The sequence below is a fragment of the Armatimonadota bacterium genome, assembly GCA_029907255.1.
Lineage (GTDB): Bacteria > Armatimonadota > UBA5829 > DTJY01 > DTJY01 > JAIMAU01.
This window is the reverse complement of record JARYMF010000005.1, coordinates 165,396-186,836: the sequence shown is the minus strand read 5'-3', so window position 1 is coordinate 186,836 and position 21,441 is coordinate 165,396. Positions and strand designations below refer to the sequence as shown.

The following is a 21,441-nucleotide window of genomic DNA, read 5'->3' as shown; positions in this document are numbered from 1 at the left end:
GTGCAAGCGGAGGTATGAATGGAGTAGTATGTAAGCATTTGCCGGGCAAAGCGGCGATTGTAACGGGCGCTGCGCAGGGCCTTGGTGAGGCGATTGCCAAAAGACTTGCCGCGGAAGGCGCGGACGTTGTCGTTTCGGACATTAACTTTGAGAAATTGGAGAAGGTGGCCGAGGCTATCAAGAAGGAATATGGCGTCCGTTCAATACCGGTGTTGGCCGATGTTACAAATGAACAGCAAGTTTTGGAAATGGTTCAAACTGCCGTCCGGGAGTTCGGCAAGCTTGACATCATGGTTGCCAATGCAGGAATTCTAATTGCCGGGCCGGTGGTCGAATTTCCAACTGAGCAGTGGCGTAAAGTTATTGATGTAAACCTTGTGGGTTATTTCATATGCGCTCGCGAAGCAGCAAAAGTGATGATGGCACAAAAGAGCGGCGTTATTATCCAAATTAATTCGAAGTCTGGGAAAAAAGGGAGTTTCAGAAACTCCGCTTACGCGGCAAGCAAGTTCGGAGGCATTGGTCTAACCCAAAGCTTGGCTCTTGAGATGGCGCCGTACAACGTCCGTGTTAATGCCGTATGCCCAGGGAATATCTTGGAGGGCACTCTCTGGCAGGAAAGCCTTTTTGAACAATACTCCAAGACTCAGGGGCTAACTCCAGAGCAGCTAAGAGAAAAGTACCTCAGCCAGGTCCCGTTAGGTCGGCCATGCACTTATGAAGATGTAGCAAATGTTGTTGTCTTTCTAGCATCCGACCAGTCGTCTTACATGACTGGCCAAGCGATTAATGTTACTGGCGGCCAGGAAATGCGCTAGTTTTCTAGGAGAGATCCGGCTCTTGTACTACGGCTCGAGCCGCTTCGGGGTCAATGGCTTGGGCTTCTTCTGGTAAGAAAGTGTGGACTTCTGTAATAATAGCTTGGTTGCGCAAAGGTTCTGGAATCATCTCCCTTGCTGCTTCCTCACTGCTAGCTTCTACAATAACCCATCCTACATGGTTTCCTGAGAAGCAGCTCCAGTATACCTCATCAAGCAAATCAGTTGCTCTTGGTTCCAGTTTGTCTAGTGCCTTAATGCACTGGTCTGGTGTATGCATGAACTCAATCATGAATTGCGGCATCGTTTTCCACCTCTTGGAAAAAACTGTTGCTTGGACTTCGGCTCTCACTTATTGGAACTTTACTTTGTTTTGATTAGAAACCAAACTGCCTTTAAGCTACCATCGCATGCAGACGTTCGATGTCGTAAATGTTATATTTTCTTACCTCGGCAATTTGAGCCTCGTTACGTAGCGCAATGGGAAGCATATCCCTCGCTTCTTCCTCATTATCTGCATCCACCATAAGCCAACCGGCGTATTCTCCATCCATATTGCCCCAGTAAGTTCTTCCCAACAATTCGGGAGTTTTTTCTTTCATTTCGTCCAAAGTATGCAAGAACATATCCGGCGTATATGGGATTTTAATTAAAAACTGTGCCATTTTTTTCAGCCTCCATTTTAAATTTTTCTCCTACAAAGCTTTGTTCCAAAACAACAATTGGTGAATTTACTGCGGGGTTTATATAATATGCCTGTCAACAAGCTCTAAGATACAGCTCTTAGTGCGATTTGGTACATAGCATTTATTTGGCATTTCAAGCAGTTCGTTTTTTAGGCGGTACAGACTTTCTGGCTGTCGGACCACATACCAATTAGGTAGAAGGTACCAGCGAAGCCCCAAGCGGGCTGCATTTTCGATGGCATTTTGTACATTATGCAGTGCGGATGATTCTATGCCGCATACATGATTGTGGTTCGAGCATATAGAGCCGATAAGATAACATCCTCCGTCATCTGCCGGGCCTAGTACTATATCTATCTCGCCTGATGCCAAGGCGTCGAATGCTAGCTCAAACGACCGCACAGGAAGTGTTGGGCTGTTGGTCCATGTGAAAATTACTCCTCTGTGTGGTTCGCACAGTCTTTCAAAGCAGTAGTGAATTTTTTGTTCGGTACTTTTGCCCTTTTGCCGCAAATATTGTTTGGAATCTAAGGCTACCTTTGATAGGATTGAGAGTGCGCCAGGCTGGTTGTAATAAATAACTATTTCTGCGTCAGGGATGCTCGAAATTCTTTCCAACGTGTCGCATATGAAGCTTTCGTGTATTCGCGCAGCAGACTCAGCATCGAGCGGCGGGCAAAGCTTAGTTTGAACTTTGCCAGGGATTGGTGCATCTACTAGGACAGCAACTGTTCGTTTCATTTTTCAACGCCGTTTCTAAATATTTGAACTAAGTTTGAGCACCTAAAACATTTTCTAGCATACTTGCGAGCTCTTCATTGCTAGTCAATGGCGTGGAACATTCGTTTTGATAGCATACGTATACAATCGGCTTTTCTTCTGCTTTGTAGGTGATAGGACCGATGGTAAGTAGGTCCTCATTCGGGTCAAGGAGTTGAACGAGCTTTCGAGGATCGTATGCGTGCAAGCTTGTTTCGAGCATCGCCTGAGTTTCCTCTTTTGTTCGATTGCCAACTAGAACGATATGAACTGGAAAGTTTAGATATAGGTCGAGGGCAACGCCAAAACCTGCGCCAAGGACGCTTTCCACCATTTGGGGATGTGCAATCGCATGAAATGTTTGCTCCGCAAGATCGCGGTATGTTTCGAAACCAGTAAGATATGAAAGCTCAACCAACAATTTCGCCGCCATTACATTTTCATCAAAAGGCTTGTGCCTTTCTTTGAGCCTGCCGAAAGCACTTGGGTCGTATAACTGGAAATAGAAACCTCCGTCTTCTTGGTCTCGAAGTTCAGATATCATGAATTTGACCAATGCTTCAGCCTGATTTAAGTATTTCCGCTGGCCTGTAGATTGGAACAAATCAACAAGGCCTTGTGCAAAGTACACTTGGTCGCTAAGTATTCCAGGAAGCTTTGGTTCACCGTCGTTATAATGGCACATCTTCCCGTCTATCATATTCTCATCAAGTATTCGGTCAGCCGTCTTTACCGCAAAGTCGCGGGCTTCTTTGTCACCCATTGCTTGGAAGAGTCGGCAGTAAGCAGAAATCATCATTCCATTCCAGTCGGTAAAAATTGTTGTATCTACATCGGGTACGCCAATTTCTAACCGCTCTTTTTCGTCCTTTGAATAGTAATTTTCTCCGGGTATGAGGTCTTTTGATAAGTCTCTACTGCCGACATCCGCATCTTGGCTGCCATAGAAACCACCGTTTTGTTGGTCAGAGAGGAATCTTTTAAGATAGTTCTTGATGCCTGCTGCAACTTCGCCATATTTGTTATCTTTAGTCACCTGGTATGCTTCTAGGTAATTATCCAGAGCGCCAGCTTGGACGTAGAGCATTTTCTCATAATGGGGTTGCGTCCAACTGCCGTCTTCCGAGTATCTGAAAAACCCACCCCACACAGGGTCATATATCCCCATCATTCCATCAAGAGTCTTTAAAGCTATTTTTAGCATGTCCTCGTCTCCAGTTTTTTTATATTGGAGGAAAGCAAAATGAATGGCGTCTGGATAGGGAAACTTTGGTTCACTCCCAAAACCGCCATGCCAAGGGTCGAACTCTCGTTTAAGTGCCGATGAGAGTTTGTCTAAGACGGTTTCGTCTAGTTCGGGAATGGGAGCTTCTGGCAGTTCTCTTGCGTGTTCGATGATCTCCTCTTCCTGCTCAACAATACGCATTGTGGTTGTTGCAGTGTGTTCGTAATAAGCTATGTTTGTTTCACATAACATTCGAATCATAGCGTCAGGCGGAAGATATGTGGAACCGTTGAGAATCCTTCCGTCAGGGGTAAGAATTGCAGTTGTTGGCCAGCCGCCAAGCAGGTATCGGTCTTGGATATCTGGCCTCTTGTCGCCATCAATCCGGATTGGAACAAAGCGGTCATTGATTATACGAACGACAATGGGGTCGGCATAGGTTGTTCGGTCCATAACATGGCACCAATGACACCAGGTGGCGCTAATATTGAGAATTATTAGCTTATTTTCCTTCTCAGCTTTTATAAATGCCTCTTTGGTCCAATCCATCCAGCGTATGGCGGGAGAATACTGTTTCATGGTGGGTGAGCCTCCCAGGGTTCTAATGCAACACTTGTAGGCGAAATTTCTTTAATGAATCTATGCCCACATATGGCTGGGCGCCAAACGTGGAATGGAAGAGGTTATTTATACTAGCTAATTGTTACAGCTCGATGACAGCCCTTAGGACTCCGTCCCTACGGTCACGAGCTAACTCTATGGCTTCAACAACTCGTTCCAGTGGGAAACGATGCGTTACCATTGAGATTGCGTTTATCTTCCCATCGCGGACAAGATTTATTGAGCGTTCGAGCGTGTTATTGCTTCTGCGGATAAGCTTTATTGTTAAGCCCTTTCGACGAACAACGGAGGCCGTGAGAGTCATATTGTCTTCACGTGGTATGCCGCCCACAAGCACGAGCCCGCCAGGGCGAACTATCTCGGTTGCCTGTTGGACGGCTTCATTTTCGCCTGCTGCCTCGAATACTATATCAAGCCCCCGTCCGCCGGTTGCTGAAATAATCTGTTTAACTAGATCAGGTTCGTCTGCCTTGAAAGTTCGTGTGGCTCCTAACTTTTTTGCAATTTCTAGTCTTTCGGAGATTAAGTCTGTGACGTAAATATCACTGCAACCAGCTGCTCGTGCAGCTTGCATAATTGAGATTCCAATGCCGCCAGCACCTAAAATGCCAACCGTTTTTCCCTGTATTGGTTCTGCGAGGTCAACCGCATAGACTCCAATTGCGATTGGCTCGAGCATGGCGGCTTCAGCATAATCCATAGAGTCGGGCACTTTGTACACTAGGTGTGCCGGCCAGGTTAGAAATTCACGAAGTGCCCCTTGAGTTGGTGGAGTGCCGCAGAAAAGTATGTTTCGACAGATGTTATAATCGCCGTTGAGGCATAAGTCGCACTTTCGGCAGGCAATTGCAGGTTCGACAGCAACCTTATCACCTGGTTTAACATTCGAGACTCCTTGGCCAACTTCGGCGATTACCCCAGCGAACTCATGGCCTAGAATTATGGGTTCGCTTACCACTACATCGCCAATTCTGCCATCTCGAAAATAATGGATGTCCGATGCACAAATGCCGACCGCTTTGACTTGTACTAGGACTTCTCCTTCGCCGGGTACGGGTTTCTCAATTTCTACCAAGCGTAGGTCACCTGCTCCGTAAAGCATTGCAGTTCGCATTTTAAACTCCTAATCTATGTCCTTTCCCATTATTCCATCGCGGGTCAGATTGATGTCTGGCCAGCCATCGTTGGCTTTGTTTATCTGGGTAGCTTTTAGGTATTTGCAGTGATAGTCCGCAAATAGATAATTCCTGCCACCTTTCCAACTGTTCCAGCCTACATGAGGCGTTTCATGATTGCTGAGCCATTCAGCAACGAGGACTTTTTTTGACGGATATTTCACTGCATGTTGCCTCCAAGTTACGCACGGAATCTTTTCTGTCCAAGTTTGCTCAATCCTTGTCAAACTGTTTATTTGTTCGACAGTATGATAAAATGCCATCGAATATGCATAGGATGTTTTATCATAGGCTGTTGGTGCCTTAGTATCACTGGGGCAAAGAAGAATTAGAGCGTTGTTTCGTTTTGATTTCCATTTATCGTTGGGATCTTCTTCCGCATCCGATGCGAGATATGGCATCAAAGGCCAGCGCCATCTCCTGCCCATCCATAGAAAAGGATCGTTGGTGTTGGGGTAGCATCCGTCATAATCTTGAAGATACAAACTGAATGCTTGGCCGATTTGTACTAGATTTGATTGGCAGGCGGCCCTTTGCGCCTTTATCTTGGCAGTTGTAAAGACCGGAAGCAAAATTGCCGCCAATATGGCAATTATTACTACTACAACTAAGACCTCTATTAGAGTAAATCCTTTTTCTTTTTGGCAATTATGCAACTACTATTTCCCCCGGAAGCGCCGAAGTTCCATTGCAATAATCGCCGAAGGAACCTCGGTCAAAGTGGCGACCTTTTCAAGTACTCTCGCCAAAGATCGCTCAGCAAGCTCATCAGCGGAATCATCATTCGGCATTAGTTCGTCCATTGTCTCGGAAATTGCGCGAACTGCTTCTTCGATGTATTTTGCTTTTGCTTGTGGAAGCGTGCGCAATGGCGTGTTGGCATATCGGCGGCTCACATATTCTAATAAACCTTCCCACGACTTTGCGGCAGCTTTCTCTTCTTTCTGCTTTTGATATGCGGCATCACGAATCGCAGCGATTTGCTGATCTTTTGCCTTTGCATGGGCCCAGTCTTGAAGAGTAGTGCCCTCGATGATTCTTAGTGTGAGCGATTGGCCGGTGAATTGCCGAATGGCATTCTCAATTGCCATCTTGTGTTCAGACGTTGTCATGTTGCCGCTTAGATGGAACGTGCCGGGAGCAAATCCAACGACGAACTGGCCTTCATCTATTATTACTGGAACGGAATTCTCAAGGGCTTCCCATAGCGTCCGGTGCATTACTTTAAGCTTGACGTGGTCAACTACCTTGTTCCATACAGTTCGTATATCGATTTGGGTTTGCATTGCCAAACCTCCTTGATTGCGTTAGTGAAGAGACGAATATGTAGTCGTAATTAGTATGCCCGTACCTGCCAAAGTATATAGAAGCATAGATGGAAAGTCAAGATTTAAATCTTAACCATCGGTTGTTTGGAAAAATACACAAAAGTTAAAGATGGCAGGTTATGTTGCAAAAGCCTGCCACCCTGAAATGTTTATATGCCATTTAGACAGAGTGTTGCAAAGTTAAAAGAACTTTACAATTCCCACCCTTTTCTATATGGCGTATTGATAAACCTATCTGCTTTCGGGCAGTTAATCGCTCTCATATTCTCTGAATCCCAGTAGATTGGCTCGCGCGTGAGAAGTGCTAAGTTGCCAAGCAAGCATAATTCAGTAAGACCAGCTGCGTAATCGAAATTCGACATTGCTGGTTCTCCACCTTTACACGCCCGAATCCACTCCGCATGATGCCCTGGCGAACGAGGCAATGTAGGCTCAGGTTTTTGGAAGTTTGCGAACTTCTCAGCTGGAAGTAGTTCACAACCTCCGCCGCCATCGCCTGGCGCGTACATTATCCCGTTGTCACCAATAATTGCAACGCCGCTCCCGGGAAGCTCTTCACGCCCAATAATACTTGGCGAGGGTTTTAGGCCACCGTCGTACCATTTCAAACGCAAAGGGGGCATATTGCCTCTTGCTGGGAACGTATAGCGGATTATGGACTGCTTTGGGTATGATTCGCTTGTCATCTCTTTTACGACCTCGGCCTCTACAGATATCGGGTTGTCAAGCTTAAGACCCATGTAAACCATGTTTAAAGTATGGCAACCCATATCCCCTAAGGCTCCTGTGCCAAAGTCAATCCATCCTCTCCATTTGAACGGATGGTAACACGGATGGTATGGTCGTTTGGGTGCGGGTCCGAGGAAAAGATCCCAGTGAATCTCTTTTGGAACGGGCGGGGTCTCGCTTGGGCGATTTATTCCCTGTGGCCAAATTGGACGGTTCGACCATACATGCACTTCGCGGACAGGGCCAATAGCGCCGGCTTGCAGAATCTCGACGCCCTCGCGGAGTGCGGTGCTTGCTGTGCCCTGGTTGCCCATTTGCGTTGCAACCTTATATTTGCGGGCGGTTTCGCGCATAAGCCTAGCTTCGTAAATCGAATGGGTCAGCGGCTTCTCGCAGTAGACATGTTTACCCATTCTCATTGCCATGATTGAAGCGTGAGCATGGGTGTGGTCTGGCGTGCTCACAACAACGGCATCAATCTGCTTTTCCATATCGTCAAGCAATCTGCGGAAATCATAATATACCTTTGCTTTTGGAAAACGATCTGCGGGAATGCGTGTTTCGTCTATGTCGCAAAGTGCAACTATATTTTCACTTGAGACGTTATTGAGATTATCGCCACCTTTGCCACCGCTCCCAATTATAGCAATGTTTAGCTTCTCATTCTCGCTGTAGCCAAATGCCAGCCGACTCTCGCGAAGGAAAAGAAAGCTTGCTCCTGAAACTGCTGTGCCTTTAAGAAAATCCCTTCTTGTTATTCTATTTTTCATATCTTTGCCTCCATAATGGTCGGAATATACTTTCTTAAGAATCTATTACATACGTTACAATCGAATACCTCCCTGCTTTGTTTTGGTGTTCTTTTGTATGGGTAGCTCAAAGTTGAAGGATATTTAAATTTGGGGGTGACGAAAGTGGCTGACGAGAGAATCATTGAAGTTGCAGAAGGACCAAGCATTTCATCCAAATTGGGCGAGGGAGTTGAACGTCATGCATCTGCCATTCGTCTCCCTGTTAGTTATGGCATCAAGGTGTGGATAGAAAGACCTTATGAACGGGTATTAGCTGCAGTGAAAGAAAAGCTTGTGCAAGAGGGTTTGGTGATAGCTTACGAAGCTGACGTCCGAAAATTCATCAGTAATCTTAGCGGTGCAGACTTCCCACATTACACAATATTGGGCGTTTGGCATCCAACGTGGGCAAATCAAGCACTGCATCTCGACCTCGACTGCGGTCTCCTTCTTCCATTTGGGCTTGTTGTTTATGAGCAAACGAATGGCACGGTTGTTGAGGCTGTCGATCCAATAGTGCTCTTCGCAATTCCTGGTGGAGCCGACCTTCAGGAGTTAGCTCGCACTGTAAAAATGAAGCTCGAGGATGTAGTTGACCATGTCTTTGCCTTACTTGATTAGCTCTTCTGGTATTAGTGGTTTTGCGTTTAAATTGGCATTTGTTGACAAACGGCAGAGATTGAGCTACAAAATGGTTGACGTGCCTGTTGTGGTGGAAACTTAACCAGCGCTCAGGTCTTTAATTGACTTGCTTTTCTAGGAGAATATAATGCTTCTTAAAAACCACTTACTACGGCTTATCCTTTATTTCCATATTGTCTTCTTTAGTATTTTCATATTCGGTAGCGAAATATCTGCCGCTAGAAACATCATCCTAATGATAGGAGATGGCATGGGCTACCAGCATGTGAATGCCGCAAGTTACTATCTTACAGGTGCCGCTGGTAATCTTTCGTTCGAGCGATTTTATAAATGCGGAGTAACCACGTATTCAGCGAATAACCCAATTACGGATTCTGCCGCAGCTGCTACTGCCATGGCAACAGGGCATAAGGTTAATAATAACGTTGTCTCGCAAGCGCCAGATGGTTCGCCATATCAAACAATTTTGGAATATGCAAAGGGAAAAGGCAAGCGCACCGGTCTTGTTACCAATGTTCCTATTACTCATGCGACGCCAGCTGCCTTTGGGGCGCACGAGTCATCGAGAAACAATTACATAAGCATTGGCAATGACTACTTAAGCTCATCACGTCCAGATATAATTTTCGGCGGCGGTGATCCTGCACGCGGCGGGTCAAGTTATTTTAGCGCATCCCAAGTTGCAACTGCCCAGACGCTGGGATATCAGGTGGTCTATAACAATTCTCAAATGTCTGTTCTAAATCCAGCAACGACCAGCCGTGCCATTGGTCTTTTTGCGGGCGGCGATATGACTTATGAATACGACCGTCTTCCTGATAACTTGGAACCCCATTTGAGTCAGATGACTATTAAAGCTTTGGATATCATGGATGCCGATTCTGATGGCTTTTTCCTGATGATTGAGGGAGGGTTAATAGACCATGCCGCTCATGGAAATTGGATAGAGCGAACTACATGCGAGGTTGTGGAATTTCACAATTCTGTTCAAGCAGTGCTGAATTGGATGCAGGGGCGGTCAGATACTCTGCTTATAGTTGTTGCTGATCACGAAACTGGCGGCTTAACTGTTACTAATCGAGGTGCTGGTGTTTATCCGCTTGCTTCATGGACCTCTACAGGTCATACAGCAGCAAACGTACCACTCTATACTACGGGCGCTGATTCGTTTCTGATAGATGCTTACGTAGCTAATGGAGTAGTAGACAATACCGACATATATTTCTTCATGAGGGACGCTTTCGATGTTGTGCCCGAGCCTTCAGGTATCTTTGTTCTTGCCGCTGGAATCTGCATGTTCTTTCCGATGTGCCGAAGACTTCGCCAATAACAGCTCCTAGCATTTTCAGACGACATTATCCGCAGGACGGGTAAAAGCCACAAAATTGCAGATGAAATTATTATCTGAGTCTCGTTACGTACCAAAGGTTGTTGGCAGGATCTGATGGGGCAAAAGGATATTTTTCGGGCTCCATTGTTATCACATGGCCGTCACACATAAGGTAATTGTTCATCCTGGCGTGCATCGGCCGATTAGCGCTCTGCCAATACTTGTTCTTTGTCGGCCGATATCCCATAACCCATTCCCAGTTGCCGCATCGGTATACAAAACCTTCTCCAAAAGGGCTTTCCTCATCTGCAGGTATGCCTTCGTACAGTAGGATTGTTCGCTCAGGCTGTATTATTTGACGTTTGGGAATCCCGCATAGGTATTTAATGCATTGCGGATAAGGGATATCTGGTGGCCATCTTAAATACTCATTCATGCTGTAGGTGCGCGGCGAGTACTTTGAGCGCCAACGGCCAGTGTACGCTGGGCAGCAAAGTAGTCCGTGTTCACCTCTACCTCTCTCCTTAAGGTAAGGGCGAATTCCACCGTTGCCTTCCTGGTCCCAGTATGAGAGATCTCCATAGCGGCCACCGGGACAGGGGAGAACTCCATCCCAATCGTTTGTGTAGAGATCGAATGCTATCCCAATTTGTTTGAGGTTTGTTGCACATTGAGATTTCCTACATGCCATGCGTGCGGAGATAATCACAGGGAAAAGTAAGCCAGCTAGGAGTGCTGAAATGGCTATCACAACAAGCAATTCGATGATTGTAAAGCCTTTTGAATAAATTCTCATAATTTTTCCTTTTTTAAAGTATTAACAACCTTACGGTAGTTTACCAGGTAAGCATGCGAATGTAAACAAAGCAAATGTGAAAAGCTAGTAAATTGTTGTATGTCGGTAAGCGGAAAGGTTCTTTTGCTGTGTTGGGTAAGGGTTTAAGACGACGATTTTGATTTCCAGCGCATTAGCTTTATGTCAAAAACTTGCAGTACTTTAACGTTCTTGTGTAGAGTAAGAAGTCTACGGTGTCAACTTGTAATGTGAGAATTAAATGGGAAGAATTTCGGAAGACCAAGCGAGTTGCCAAAATATCACTTTTGGCCCCATATGGTTAACCATCTCAGCCACTCTTTTTGCAATAGTGGCCGTAATGGTGCGGCTTGCCGGGTTGCAGGGTATTTCTGGTTCGGAAACAACATTTGTTCGCTTTATGTTTGGATTGGCAAGTGTGGGACTGCTCCATAAATTTGGCATTGCCCAAATGCATTTTTATCGGAAGTGGCTACTCGCAGCCAGAGGAATTACTGGTGGTGTTGCAATCCTTTTTTATTATCTTAGTCTTGCGTCTGTCAAAGGGCCGGGACAGACTCCGTTAACGAATAGTGTTCTTTTGGGCAACTCCTATTTCATATTTACACCCATTTTTGGAGCACTTCTGATTAAAGAAAGGCTTAGGTTTGGCACAATCCTTGCGGTTGTAGCTGCCCTTATTGGCTTGTACCTTGTTATTCAGCCGAACTTCAGTCACATCAGGACTGGAGATATCTATGGCTTAGCGGCTGGTGTGATTTCAGGATTGGCAATAGTGATAATAAGGGAGCTAAGGAAAACCGAATCAGCTATCTCTATATTTTTCTCGTTTTGCGTATTCGGGGCGCTAGCAGGTTTAATTGGGATGCTCTTTGAGGGAGCAGTTTTACCCAATTTTTATGGTTGGCTGGTTTTATTGGTGATGGGGATAGCAAGTACTGCAGGTCAGCTGTCAATGACTTATGCTCTCCGATGGTCACGCGCTGGTGAGGCGGGAATAATTCAAATGACAACCGTTATTTATTCATCCATAGCAGGTATTCTCTGGCTGGGTGACCCTTTTAATTGGATGATTTTACTTGGCGCAATTATAGTCTTTAGTAGTGCAATATATATTTCTATTGTTCAGAATCTGCAAGTAGCGGAGAAATAGGCTAACCCTAAGAGACTGATTATTGTTCCAGCGATTCGATATACTTCTCCGCCGATACAGCCGCTATTGCACCGTCAGCGGCGGCGGTGATCAACTGGCGTAGGGATTTTCTTCGGCAATCGCCAGCCGCGAAGACGCCGGGAACGTTAGTCTGCATTTCCTCGTTAGTTAATATGTATCCTTGTTCGTCAGTTACCACAGCCCCATGAACAAACTCCGTGTTCGGGTCCGTGCCGACAAGCACAAATACTCCCTCGACTGGCAGGGTTTCTCGTTTGCCGGTCGCTACATTTTCGATTACTAATCCCTCGACTTTTTCTTTGCCGAGAATTTCGACGGCGATCGTATTCCATTTGACTGTGATTTTTGGGTTTTTAAAAACGCGTTCCTGAAGAATCTTGCAAGCTCGCAGAGTATCCCTGCGGTGGATGATAGCAATCTTGTTAGCAAATCTGCTAAGAAATACTGCATCTTGAACTGCGGAATCACCACCGCCAACCACCGCAATCTCTTTTCCTTTGAAGAAAATGCCATCGCATGTGGCGCAGTATGAGACTCCTTTGCCGGTAAGCCGGTCTTCATTTGGAAGTCCTAATCGACGTGGCGTCGCACCTGATGCAATAATAATGGTCTTGGTATGGTAATCGCCGGTTGATGAATGGACTACCTTGTCACGTCTCGAAAGGTCTAGCGATTGGACCTCGCTTGAGATTATTTCGAGTCCCAGCAAGCGAGCCTGTTCTTCCATTCGTGATGTAATTTCAAGACCAGAGGTTCCTCCAGGGAAGCCAGGGTAGTTTTCTATGTGGTCGATAAGAACCATCTGTCCGCCTGGTAAGTATTTCTCAAGCAGTATGGTCTTTAGGCGCGACCGCATTGCATAAATACCTGCCGAAAGCCCGGCAGGCCCACCTCCGATTATGACGACGTCGTATAAATCCAAGCTTTTCATCTTTGTTAGCTAATTCTACCATACTATACTATTAGCCTGGTACAACCAAAGTCAAATACCAAACAAAGAAAGAACTTCAAACAGGATAACTGATGTTCGGTTTTCATCCAAGGAAGAGTCAGTTGGCATTTGGATTAAGCTCTCAAGTAACCCTGGGAAAGCTGACTCCTTAGGCGCATGAATGTTTTATATGAAAATAAGTTAGGAAAAAGTTTTTAGAAGGAATAAGTGGGTAAAAACAAAATATATTAAATTAACCACTGCAGCAGGGGTTTTAGATAATGGTTTCCGGTGTGTTCGGAGGCAAAATTTGGGATGTTTTGATAATAGGCGCAGGGCCGGCAGGCTTATCAGCGGCGGTAAATGCAAAAGCAAGAAATTTAAAAGGAATTGCGTTTGACTTCCGCGAACCTGCAAGTAAGCCGAAAATCTACCCTGAGGTGACGAATTACTTAGGATTGCCCAAAGTTACTGGTGCTGAATTAGCTTGTCATTTCATGCGCCACTTCTCGAACACAGGCTTCTTATATAAGAAACAACGGGCACTCAATGTTACGCAAGATGGTAACAATAATTTCATGGTTACCACCGACAGCGAAGTTCATCGAAGCCGAACGGTTATTATTACCACAGGCGTGGCCCAATCGCGGGTACTGCCGGGTGAGGAACAGTATCTTGGTAAAGGAGTTTCCTACTGCGTTACTTGCGATGGGGCTTTGTTCCGCGGCAAGGACGTAGTTGTCGTAGGTTATATACCAGAGGGAGAGGAGGAAGCGAATTCACTGGCCGGATTTGCTCGGCGTGTGACGTATGTTGCAACATACGAAAATGTGCAAATGCTCGACAAGTCGGTTGAGGTTATTCACGCGAATCCTGTGGCAATAATTGGAGATGCACGTGCTCGCGCCATCAAAACACAGATTGGGGAGATACATGCCGATGGTATATTTATCATACGCGAAGCCGTTCCGGTGACAACATTACTTTCGGGACTTGAAGTGACCGACGGCTTTATAAAGGTAGATAGACAGATGGCGACAAGCATCCCTGGTGTCTTCGCTGCTGGTGATTGCACAGGCGGGCCGTTCCAAATTGCAAAAGCCGTTGGTGAAGGTCAGGTGGCTGCATTGAGCGCCGCAAGGTATGTGTATAAACTAAAAGAAAAGGAGATGTCCGAAAATGAGGCAATTGATTCCCGAGCAAGATAAAGAGTTTCTCAAGGCAAAGTTTGCAGATGAATTAGAGAATGAGGTAACAGTTGTTGCATTTACTGAAAAGGCTGAGAACTTGGAGCTGCCTGGCTTGGAGTGCGAGTTCTGCAAGGAAACAGCTCAGCTAGTTGACGAGGTGGCTGAGCTTTCAGATTTAATTAAGGTTGAGCATAGGGAATACACGCCATCCGATGAAATGGTGGCTAAGCTTGGAATTGACAAGCTTCCGGCGATTATACTAATGGCTGACAGTATTAAGGGCATTCGGTACTTTGGTATTCCTGGTGGGTTTGAATTCAGCTCATTAATCGAGGACATTGTGGATGTTTCGAAAAACATCACAGATTTATCAAACGAAGCTAAGGAAAAGGTCCGAGGTATCAACCAGGATGTCCATATACAAGTATTCGTCACACCAACTTGTCCTTACTGCCCGTCTGCTGTTCGGATTGCCCACCAAATGGCAATCGAGAACCCCGAGCACATAGTGGCGGATGCAATCGAGGCAACTGAGTTTCCGCATCTAGTCAGCAAGTATGACATCAGCGCAGTACCGACCGTGGTGATTAACGACAAAGTTCAGTTTGAGGGTGCATTGCCCGATTATGAGTTCGCAGATAAAATTGCCGAGGCTCTAAGCGCATAAAGACAGATATGGGATGGGGGTTCTAACTCCCCATCCCATAAACTTTTCTAGTTCCGTTATATATCACTTAACAAGGTCGCGGATAGCCTGAACAAAAGGCTTTCGGAAAATTTGCTTTGAGATTTCTTCCAAAAGCTTTGTTGCCATTTCCATTCTTGAGATTGCTGGAGTGTACACAAAAGCATCGGTCTTTTTGTTGCCAGATCGCTCCTGAATTAAAAAACCTTTTCGCGCTAGCTTCGACATTGTGAGCATGATAGTCGAATAAGATAGCTCCCGTCTAGGATACATTATTTTAAAAACTTTTGATGCGGTAATAGGTGGTTCCAAGTCCCACACAATGTCGAGAATTTGAGCTTCCAGCTCACCCAATGATTGGCCGTCAAGACCTTTGCGAATGCCCACATAATCCTTTATACCAGTACTGCTGTTCAATTAGTCACTCCTTTCCTAATTAAAATTATATCTTATAACGTGTTATATGATAGATGGTTATGCTGAATGCTGTCAAGAGGTAGAAAGAGGGATTAGAAATTTCTTTTTTTGTTGCTATTTAAATTATTTAGGCAATTGATTTCAGGTGCTTGATAGCTTCTTCAATTGTTTCGGCTCTAATAATAAGTTCATCCAAGCGAAGGAGTTTAAATGCTCGGTCAACGGGTTCAGTTAAGCTAACTAGAACAATATCGCCACCCTTTTCGGTTGCTCTATTTTTCGTATCAAGGAGAACTCTGAATCCTGCGCTGTCAATGTAAACCATATTTCTTAAATCGAAAATAATTTTGTTTCGACCCGTTTCGAGGAGGTTATCGGCGGCCTCCTTTAATTTTCGGCTAGTGATTAAGTCGCATTCACCCTTGGCTTCAATTATGGGAATATCATCAATATAGTGAATATCCACATCTAGTTTTGAGACATGCCAGGTTTCTGCCACCGTTCTCGCCTCCTCTTTGCAATGTATATACCCATCTTGCAGTAAAATTTCTCAGCAATTGGTATAAAAGCTGGAAGGTTTCTCAGGGAACAGCCTTGCGGAAGCCCTATAGAAGGAATTAGGATGCATTGATGGTATTCCATAATTGGTAGGGGTTTCATAATGATAATAGGCATTGGTACCGATATAATTGAAGTAAACAGAATCAAGGATTGCCTGGCTCGGCATCCAAAATTTACAGAGAGGGTGTTTACAGATGCCGAGACGGCTTATTGCTTTTCCCATGCTGGCTGGGCAGAGCGGTTGGCGGGGAGATTTGCCGCTAAAGAAGCTATCGCTAAAGCACTTGGCACACGACTGAGGTGGCGTGACGTCGAGGTGCTTCCTGATGCTGCTGGGAAACCGGTTGTGCACCTGCGAAATAAGGCAGCAGAAGCCCTGGGCAAAGGCAGGGTGCTTGTGAGCATATCCCACTGCCGCACTCATGCAGTGGCGTATGCGATCGTTGTGTCGGATTGAGGGGTACAAAGCTTTAGTGTATAATTGCGCTGTAGGTGGTTAGCTTGAAGGTAGCAACTGCAAAACAAATGCATGACTTCGATAGGCGTGCAGCTGAGGAATTCGGCATTCCAAGTATTGTGTTGATGGAGAACGCCGGGCGGCATGTATTCGAGTCAGCTTGCGGCATTCTCGGCCGTGTTATTGGCAAACTAGTAATCGTTGTCGCTGGCAGCGGTAACAATGGCGGTGATGGGTTTGTTGCCGCCCGCCATCTTCGCGATGCCGGCGCCCAGGTTATCGTTCTTCTCCTTGCCCATCCAGAAAAAATCAAGGGTGATGCGAAGACCAACTTTGAAATCCTCCGCAACACAGGCGCAGATATTCGGCAAATCTCTGAGGCCTCGGCGGTCGTATCGCTCCTAGCCCAAGCCGATTTAATTATTGATGCGATATTTGGCACTGGTATCAAGGGAGAGGTTACAGGCGTTCCCAGAGAGATAATTAAGGCAATCAACGATTCCGGACGGCCTGTTATAGCAGTGGATATCCCATCCGGGGTCGATGCCGACACTGGGCGAGTATTGGGTGTTTGCGTGAAGGCTGATGTTACGGTGACGTTTGCTCTCCCTAAACTTGGAATTGTTATTTACCCTGGGGCTGAGTATGCAGGCCGTCTGGTTGTCGGGGACATTGGCATTCCAAAACAACTCTATGATGAGGTATATATTGAGCTCACCGATGCCCAAGATATTGCCGCAAAACTTCCAGCTAGACCTCCAAATGCGCATAAGGGAACTTTTGGAACAGTCGTTGTTATAGCTGGTTCGGCAGGGCTGACCGGTGCGGCAGCGATGGCTGGTGAATCAGCTCTGCGTGTGGGCGCAGGTCTTGCAGTCGTTGGCGTTCCAAAAAGCTTGCAGGATGTTATGGCTGTCAAACTTACCGAAGTTATGACCAGCGGACTTCCCGAAACCCCTGAGAGGTCAATCAGCACTCAAGCTTTGGACGCAGCACTTGAGCTTGCAGATAAGGCGAATGCCGTAGTGCTTGGCTGTGGATTAGGTACCCACCCGGAAACTTGCGAATTTGTCCACGCCTTCATAAAAGCCCTCAAAAAACCTGCGGTGATTGATGCAGATGGGCTAAATGCGCTTTCCAAGAATACCAGCGTCCTGGAGAGTAGCCATGCCGAGTTTATTCTTACTCCACACCCTGGTGAGATGGCGCGACTGCTTGGAACTGATATTGCGAGCATTCAGTCTGACAGGGTAGGAGCGGCGCAAACGGCAGCGCTGCGATTTCAAAGCATAGTTGTTCTTAAAGGAGCTAGAACGGTAATCGCGCATCCTAATGGCAGAGTGCTTATTAATCCCACAGGTACATCTGCACTAGCGACAGGTGGCACAGGAGACGTACTTGCCGGCGCAATCGGGGGGTTGCTAGCCCAAGGAATAAGTCCGTGGGATGCTGCAGCGTGCGGCGTATATGTTCATGGTAGGGCGGGCGAGATCGCCGAGCGAGATGTTGGGTCGCCCGGAATGCTTGCAGGCGATGTTATTCGCGCATTGCCTGCCTCGTTGAGGGAGCTTTATGCTCTAAAGTAAGCGAAGGGGGTATTAACTTGCGTGCTATCATAATCTTGGTATTAATTTTCTCAGTTTCTGCTGCCTTTGCCGTGACGGCGCCGATAACTGTCCCCTCTGCAGGTGAATACTACTACTGGTTTTCCTATACCGATGCAAAGGGTAATGTAATCCAGACAACGCCGAGAAGCTTTAAAGATAAAAGGGCGACAGCTGAACTGCCGCTTGTAAAGGATGCCGTTCCAAAGTGCAAGCTTTATGTGCTAGATGGCAAGTCTGGCAATGAGGCGGTAATTGAAATCGAGCCTAAGAAAGACGAGCCATTGAAGTTTGACCTCAAACCGGGCGACTTTAACAAAGTGCGGCGTGTCGAAATAACCGTCTTGGGTGCAGAAACAGGCAGGCCTGCTGCCGCTTGTATCGTAAAGCTGGAGGATAGCGAGAAGAAAGTACAAGTTCAGACTCTTGATCCAATGGCCGAAGGGGTAGCCACGTTTCTTGATGTTGCCTCAGGCACTGCAAGAGTTACCGTTAAATATGGCGAAGACCGAATGTCAAGCCAGGATATTGATATTCCTTTAGACCGCGAGGAACTCACAGCTCGTATAAGTGTCCCAGTGGTTGGCGACATTGACACTATCCAGACGGCTGAGCCAACGAAGGAGACAGAAAATGGCAAAAAAGCTGCAGAGGATGCTCCGCAACGTGTTGGAAACCGATTGGATTGGCTTACCGGATTTATTGGCTTGGTGTTATTCGGAGTGATAGTCTATAGTGCATATGTGCTAATGCGTAATCGAGGTGCGCGTTTCCAAGAAATTCTTCGTAAGATGGGTGTGGAAATTCAACCAGACCAGGTCCCACCAGGCACTAGTCAAACTCAATCGCAGGCGCCGCCAGTTGACCCAACGGTGTGTCCGTTTTGCGGTGGGAAGAAGGACCCAAATACTGGAGCATGTGCCTGCACTGTCGGCGTGCCCGGCATAGCGGCAGTGCAAGATGCTGGCTCAGGACCCAGGTTAATTGCTACTCAAGGTCCATATGTGGGAAGCATTTATCAGATTTTGACTAATGAAGTTACAATCGGGCGTGATGAAGGCAACAGCATTGCTTTTGCGCAGGACCCTACAACCTCGCGCAAACATGCAAAAATTACAAGCGAAGGTAATACGTATAAGATTATTGACCTAGGTTCATCGAACGGGACATTTGTGAATGGAATCAAAGTAACCGAGCGTATACTGAGCGCCGGTGATGAGATTCAGATTGGAAGCAATAAGCTAAGGTTTGAGACGTAATTTATGTCGCTTAATTCGAAAGTCATATTAAGTTTCCTAGCATCTACGTTTGGTGCGCTTTTAGCATGGGTTATTGTTGACTTCAACCCATGGTATCGGCTTCAGCCCGGCCCGACCATTGGCACGTTTATGAAGCAAATTTCCGAACAATGGTTTGTTGGAGCTATTTTTGGAACAATGGTTGGGCTTGCAATAGGTTATGTCAACGGTCTGTGGGCAGGAAGCTGGCCGCAGATGAAGAGAAACCTCGGCTGGGGGGCGGTTGTCGGCTTCTGCGGTGGTATATTAGGTCTTGTTTTTGGACAGCTCTTTTTTGGAAGCCTCTATGTAGACCCGCTTTCTGTGCCGCCGCTTTCTGTTATGCGGCCTTTCTATTTCGTTTGGGGTATTATCGTACGTGCGATTGGTTGGGCCTTGATTGGTTTATTTATCGGAGTTGTTCAGGGGTTGCCTTCTGGTTCGAAACGGGCAGCACGCCATGGTGCAGTCGGAGGCTTGCTTGGTGGTTTTGTCGGTGGCACACTATTTGAGATTGTTCCATGGATTTTGCCACCCGGAACGAAAAATCCGGGCGTTGTAAGCAGAGCCATCAGCATGACGGTTACCGGCGCATCCATTGGCTTTTTTATAGGACTAGTTGAAACTCTTCTTAAACAAGCGTGGATTCGTGTAGTTCAAGGTAGGAACGAAGGCAAAGAGTACGTTATTTCAAAGCCTAGAACAACTATTGGACGAGATGAGCTTGCGGATATTGCATTGTTCGGCGATAGGAATATTGCTCCTTTGCATGCGGTAATCGATGTCCAGCAGGGAAGGCATATCCTGCATGATGCAGGAAGCCCAATTGGTACGCTAGTCAATGGGCAAAAAGTCACTCAAAGTGTGCTCAAAGATGGAGATATTATCGAAATTGGTTCGATGCGCCTAGAATTTCATGAAAAGGCTACTGCATCTAAGATTCCACGGCAAGTTGATGTTCCGGAAAGTCCTCCTTCCAGGCCGATTCCGCAGGCGCCAGGCATATGTCCATTCTGCGGAGGCAAGAAGGATCCAAATACGGGATTATGCGATTGTTCAATTGGAGCTTTACCCACTTCTCAGACAATTTCAGCTCCTACGGGTACTGGCCCGAGACTGGTTGGAATTAGTGGTCCATATGCTGGGCAGTCGTTCATTTTGGCTTTGGATACACCTACAACTATTGGGCGCGAGCCTGGGCGCAGCATTCAACTTCCAATGGACACAACTGTCTCGCGCAAACACGCACGAATAGTAAACGAAGGCGGCACTTTCGTCGTATATGACGAAGGGAGCTCAAATGGCACGGTTGTAAATGGCATGCGAGTTAACCGTCAGGAGTTAGCGCCGGGAGATGTTATAGCATTTGGGGCCTCGCAATTCAGGTTTGAGCAATGAGTGAAAAGGAATATGCTGACTATTCGGAAATTGCCAGCTGTTTTGATATCGGCAGGAGGCTTCCCGAAGAGGCAATCGCACAATGGGTAAATTTAATTCAAAGGCGAGGCCGTCTTGAAAAGAGTTCATTGTGTTTGGATTTGGGATGCGGTACAGGTCGGTTTGCTATTCCGCTTAGAGAGATTACAGGTGCATATGTGATAGGCGCCGACCTTTCAGCCGAAATGCTAAAGCATGCGGCCAGCAAGCCTGGCGCTGAAAAAGTAATGTGGGTTAGATGTGATGCTGAGCTTGCGGCTTTTCGGGATGGAATCTTCCAATGTGTGTTCATGTCGTTTTTACTGCATCACGTTAACAATATGAGACGGGTGCTTTCGGAGTGCCGGCGGTTGCTAAACCCCGGGGGAGTCTGCCTGATTCGCACAACGGCCCATGAGCAGATGGATACCATGCCGGTCTATCGTTTCTTTCCGAAGGCATACGAGATTGATCGCAGACGCCTGCCTTCAGTTGACATTATAGAAGAAGAGCTCCGCCGTGCGGGTTTCCAGAATGTTTGGCATGAGACCGTCACCCAAGAGCTGGTTTCAAGCGTTGAAGCATATCTCGACAAAGTGCGAAATAAAAATATCTCTGCTTTGACGCTTATAAGTGAGGAAGATTTTGCCGAAGGTCTTGCGCGAATGGAAGCGCATTTCAGGGAGGTTGGCCCCGAGATTAGCCTTGCCGAGGTTAGAACAGAGGAGCTGACATTAATAGGGGCTGAATAATTGTAAAGGTGGGTTTTTTCTAATTCTCCACAACCCATTTTCTGGAGGTAAGTAATCAT

At 46.5% G+C, this 21,441-nt stretch carries 23 protein-coding genes; 11 read left to right on the top strand and 12 right to left on the bottom strand.

Annotation, left to right across the window (positions count from 1 at the left end):
- The first annotated feature begins 14 nt into the window (after nt 1–14).
- Nucleotides 15–818, top strand: coding sequence for a sorbitol-6-phosphate dehydrogenase (gene srlD / locus QHH26_06045; GenBank protein MDH7481525.1), 804 nt, complete (start codon nt 15–17; stop codon nt 816–818).
- A gap of 4 nt (nt 819–822) precedes the next feature.
- Here srlD and QHH26_06040 read toward each other — a convergent pair whose 3' ends face one another.
- The 8 genes from QHH26_06040 to QHH26_06005 all read right to left on the bottom strand — a co-directional run bounded on the left by QHH26_06040 (nt 823) and on the right by QHH26_06005 (nt 8,111).
- Nucleotides 823–1,122 (bottom strand): hypothetical protein, encoded by a 300-nt coding sequence (locus QHH26_06040; protein MDH7481524.1) that lies wholly within the window; start codon nt 1,120–1,122, stop codon nt 823–825.
- Between the two features lie 91 nt (nt 1,123–1,213).
- Entirely contained in the window at nt 1,214–1,483 is a 270-nt protein-coding gene (locus QHH26_06035; protein ID MDH7481523.1) for a hypothetical protein, read from the bottom strand.
- A gap of 78 nt (nt 1,484–1,561) precedes the next feature.
- Nucleotides 1,562–2,245, bottom strand: coding sequence for a DUF2064 domain-containing protein (locus tag QHH26_06030; GenBank protein MDH7481522.1), 684 nt, complete (start codon nt 2,243–2,245; stop codon nt 1,562–1,564).
- 28 nt (nt 2,246–2,273) lie between these two features.
- Nucleotides 2,274–4,067, bottom strand: a complete 1,794-nt coding sequence (locus tag QHH26_06025) for a DUF255 domain-containing protein (GenBank protein ID MDH7481521.1) — start codon at nt 4,065–4,067, stop codon at nt 2,274–2,276.
- A gap of 124 nt (nt 4,068–4,191) precedes the next feature.
- Nucleotides 4,192–5,223, bottom strand: a complete 1,032-nt coding sequence (locus tag QHH26_06020; protein ID MDH7481520.1) for an NAD(P)-dependent alcohol dehydrogenase — start codon at nt 5,221–5,223, stop codon at nt 4,192–4,194.
- 9 nt (nt 5,224–5,232) lie between these two features.
- Complete coding sequence (locus tag QHH26_06015; protein ID MDH7481519.1) at nt 5,233–5,940, bottom strand: prepilin-type N-terminal cleavage/methylation domain-containing protein; 708 nt, start codon at nt 5,938–5,940, stop codon at nt 5,233–5,235.
- A 3-nt stretch (nt 5,941–5,943) separates the two neighbouring features.
- Nucleotides 5,944–6,570 carry a hypothetical protein gene (locus QHH26_06010; protein ID MDH7481518.1) on the bottom strand — a complete coding sequence of 209 codons (627 nt, stop codon included), beginning with the start codon at nt 6,568–6,570 and terminating at the stop codon, nt 5,944–5,946.
- Between the two features lie 233 nt (nt 6,571–6,803).
- Nucleotides 6,804–8,111, bottom strand: a complete 1,308-nt coding sequence (locus QHH26_06005; protein ID MDH7481517.1) for a Gfo/Idh/MocA family oxidoreductase — start codon at nt 8,109–8,111, stop codon at nt 6,804–6,806.
- A gap of 144 nt (nt 8,112–8,255) precedes the next feature.
- On the opposite strand from QHH26_06005, the gene QHH26_06000 reads away from it, so the two are divergent.
- Nucleotides 8,256–8,753 carry a DUF302 domain-containing protein gene (locus tag QHH26_06000; GenBank protein MDH7481516.1) on the top strand — a complete coding sequence of 166 codons (498 nt, stop codon included), beginning with the start codon at nt 8,256–8,258 and terminating at the stop codon, nt 8,751–8,753.
- A gap of 148 nt (nt 8,754–8,901) precedes the next feature.
- Nucleotides 8,902–10,104, top strand: a complete 1,203-nt coding sequence (locus QHH26_05995) for an alkaline phosphatase (GenBank protein MDH7481515.1) — start codon at nt 8,902–8,904, stop codon at nt 10,102–10,104.
- Nucleotides 10,105–10,174: 70 nt separating this feature from the next.
- Here QHH26_05995 and QHH26_05990 read toward each other — a convergent pair whose 3' ends face one another.
- A complete protein-coding gene (locus QHH26_05990) occupies nt 10,175–10,900 on the bottom strand; it encodes a type II secretion system protein (protein MDH7481514.1) in 726 nt (241 codons plus the stop codon).
- 259 nt (nt 10,901–11,159) lie between these two features.
- Here QHH26_05990 and QHH26_05985 point away from each other — a divergent pair, with 259 nt between their 5' ends.
- Nucleotides 11,160–12,071 carry a DMT family transporter gene (locus QHH26_05985; protein MDH7481513.1) on the top strand — a complete coding sequence of 304 codons (912 nt, stop codon included), beginning with the start codon at nt 11,160–11,162 and terminating at the stop codon, nt 12,069–12,071.
- Nucleotides 12,072–12,090: 19 nt separating this feature from the next.
- Here the strand turns inward: QHH26_05985 and trxB are convergent, their stop codons facing one another.
- The gene (gene trxB, locus QHH26_05980; GenBank protein MDH7481512.1) at nt 12,091–13,023 is read right to left on the bottom strand and encodes a thioredoxin-disulfide reductase; all 933 of its coding nucleotides are present in this window, start codon (nt 13,021–13,023) and stop codon (nt 12,091–12,093) included.
- 281 nt (nt 13,024–13,304) lie between these two features.
- On the opposite strand from trxB, the gene QHH26_05975 reads away from it, so the two are divergent.
- Nucleotides 13,305–14,231, top strand: a complete 927-nt coding sequence (locus QHH26_05975) for an NAD(P)/FAD-dependent oxidoreductase (GenBank protein MDH7481511.1) — start codon at nt 13,305–13,307, stop codon at nt 14,229–14,231.
- Nucleotides 14,203–14,880 (top strand): thioredoxin family protein, encoded by a 678-nt coding sequence (locus QHH26_05970; GenBank protein MDH7481510.1) that lies wholly within the window; start codon nt 14,203–14,205, stop codon nt 14,878–14,880. The genes QHH26_05975 and QHH26_05970 overlap by 29 nt, the downstream gene beginning before the upstream one ends.
- Before the next feature lie 63 nt (nt 14,881–14,943).
- Here the strand turns inward: QHH26_05970 and QHH26_05965 are convergent, their stop codons facing one another.
- Both QHH26_05965 and QHH26_05960 read right to left on the bottom strand, forming a co-directional pair.
- Nucleotides 14,944–15,315, bottom strand: a complete 372-nt coding sequence (locus QHH26_05965; protein ID MDH7481509.1) for a BlaI/MecI/CopY family transcriptional regulator — start codon at nt 15,313–15,315, stop codon at nt 14,944–14,946.
- 127 nt (nt 15,316–15,442) lie between these two features.
- Nucleotides 15,443–15,814: an STAS domain-containing protein gene (locus QHH26_05960; protein MDH7481508.1), complete on the bottom strand. Its 372-nt coding sequence runs from the start codon at nt 15,812–15,814 to the stop codon at nt 15,443–15,445.
- A 162-nt stretch (nt 15,815–15,976) separates the two neighbouring features.
- On the opposite strand from QHH26_05960, the gene acpS reads away from it, so the two are divergent.
- From acpS to QHH26_05935, 5 genes are read left to right on the top strand one after another with little or no spacing between them, the layout of a single operon-like run.
- Entirely contained in the window at nt 15,977–16,333 is a 357-nt protein-coding gene (acpS, locus tag QHH26_05955; protein MDH7481507.1) for a holo-ACP synthase, read from the top strand.
- A gap of 44 nt (nt 16,334–16,377) precedes the next feature.
- Nucleotides 16,378–17,919, top strand: coding sequence for an NAD(P)H-hydrate dehydratase (locus QHH26_05950; GenBank protein MDH7481506.1), 1,542 nt, complete (start codon nt 16,378–16,380; stop codon nt 17,917–17,919).
- Between the two features lie 17 nt (nt 17,920–17,936).
- Entirely contained in the window at nt 17,937–19,196 is a 1,260-nt protein-coding gene (locus tag QHH26_05945) for an FHA domain-containing protein (GenBank protein ID MDH7481505.1), read from the top strand.
- A 3-nt stretch (nt 19,197–19,199) separates the two neighbouring features.
- Entirely contained in the window at nt 19,200–20,612 is a 1,413-nt protein-coding gene (locus QHH26_05940) for an FHA domain-containing protein (GenBank protein MDH7481504.1), read from the top strand.
- The gene (locus tag QHH26_05935; GenBank protein ID MDH7481503.1) at nt 20,609–21,382 is read left to right on the top strand and encodes a class I SAM-dependent methyltransferase; all 774 of its coding nucleotides are present in this window, start codon (nt 20,609–20,611) and stop codon (nt 21,380–21,382) included. The genes QHH26_05940 and QHH26_05935 overlap by 4 nt, the downstream gene beginning before the upstream one ends.
- Nucleotides 21,383–21,441 lie beyond the last annotated feature (59 nt).

Excerpts from the sequence above, each read along its gene's own strand:
- srlD (MDH7481525.1), top strand. The coding sequence starts at position 15 with ATGAATGGAGTAGTATGTAAGCATTTGCCGGGCAAAGCGGCGATTGTA.
- QHH26_06040 (MDH7481524.1), bottom strand. The coding sequence starts at position 1,122 with ATGCCGCAATTCATGATTGAGTTCATGCATACACCAGACCAGTGCATT.
- QHH26_06035 (MDH7481523.1), bottom strand. The coding sequence starts at position 1,483 with ATGGCACAGTTTTTAATTAAAATCCCATATACGCCGGATATGTTCTTG.
- QHH26_06030 (MDH7481522.1), bottom strand. The coding sequence starts at position 2,245 with ATGAAACGAACAGTTGCTGTCCTAGTAGATGCACCAATCCCTGGCAAA.
- QHH26_06025 (MDH7481521.1), bottom strand. The coding sequence starts at position 4,067 with ATGAAACAGTATTCTCCCGCCATACGCTGGATGGATTGGACCAAAGAG.
- QHH26_06020 (MDH7481520.1), bottom strand. The coding sequence starts at position 5,223 with ATGCGAACTGCAATGCTTTACGGAGCAGGTGACCTACGCTTGGTAGAA.
- QHH26_06010 (MDH7481518.1), bottom strand. The coding sequence starts at position 6,570 with ATGCAAACCCAAATCGATATACGAACTGTATGGAACAAGGTAGTTGAC.
- QHH26_06005 (MDH7481517.1), bottom strand. The coding sequence starts at position 8,111 with ATGAAAAATAGAATAACAAGAAGGGATTTTCTTAAAGGCACAGCAGTT.
- QHH26_05995 (MDH7481515.1), top strand. The coding sequence starts at position 8,902 with ATGCTTCTTAAAAACCACTTACTACGGCTTATCCTTTATTTCCATATT.
- QHH26_05990 (MDH7481514.1), bottom strand. The coding sequence starts at position 10,900 with ATGAGAATTTATTCAAAAGGCTTTACAATCATCGAATTGCTTGTTGTG.
- QHH26_05985 (MDH7481513.1), top strand. The coding sequence starts at position 11,160 with ATGGGAAGAATTTCGGAAGACCAAGCGAGTTGCCAAAATATCACTTTT.
- trxB (MDH7481512.1), bottom strand. The coding sequence starts at position 13,023 with ATGAAAAGCTTGGATTTATACGACGTCGTCATAATCGGAGGTGGGCCT.
- QHH26_05975 (MDH7481511.1), top strand. The coding sequence starts at position 13,305 with ATGGTTTCCGGTGTGTTCGGAGGCAAAATTTGGGATGTTTTGATAATA.
- QHH26_05970 (MDH7481510.1), top strand. The coding sequence starts at position 14,203 with ATGAGGCAATTGATTCCCGAGCAAGATAAAGAGTTTCTCAAGGCAAAG.
- acpS (MDH7481507.1), top strand. The coding sequence starts at position 15,977 with ATGATAATAGGCATTGGTACCGATATAATTGAAGTAAACAGAATCAAG.
- QHH26_05940 (MDH7481504.1), top strand. The coding sequence starts at position 19,200 with ATGTCGCTTAATTCGAAAGTCATATTAAGTTTCCTAGCATCTACGTTT.
- QHH26_05935 (MDH7481503.1), top strand. The coding sequence starts at position 20,609 with ATGAGTGAAAAGGAATATGCTGACTATTCGGAAATTGCCAGCTGTTTT.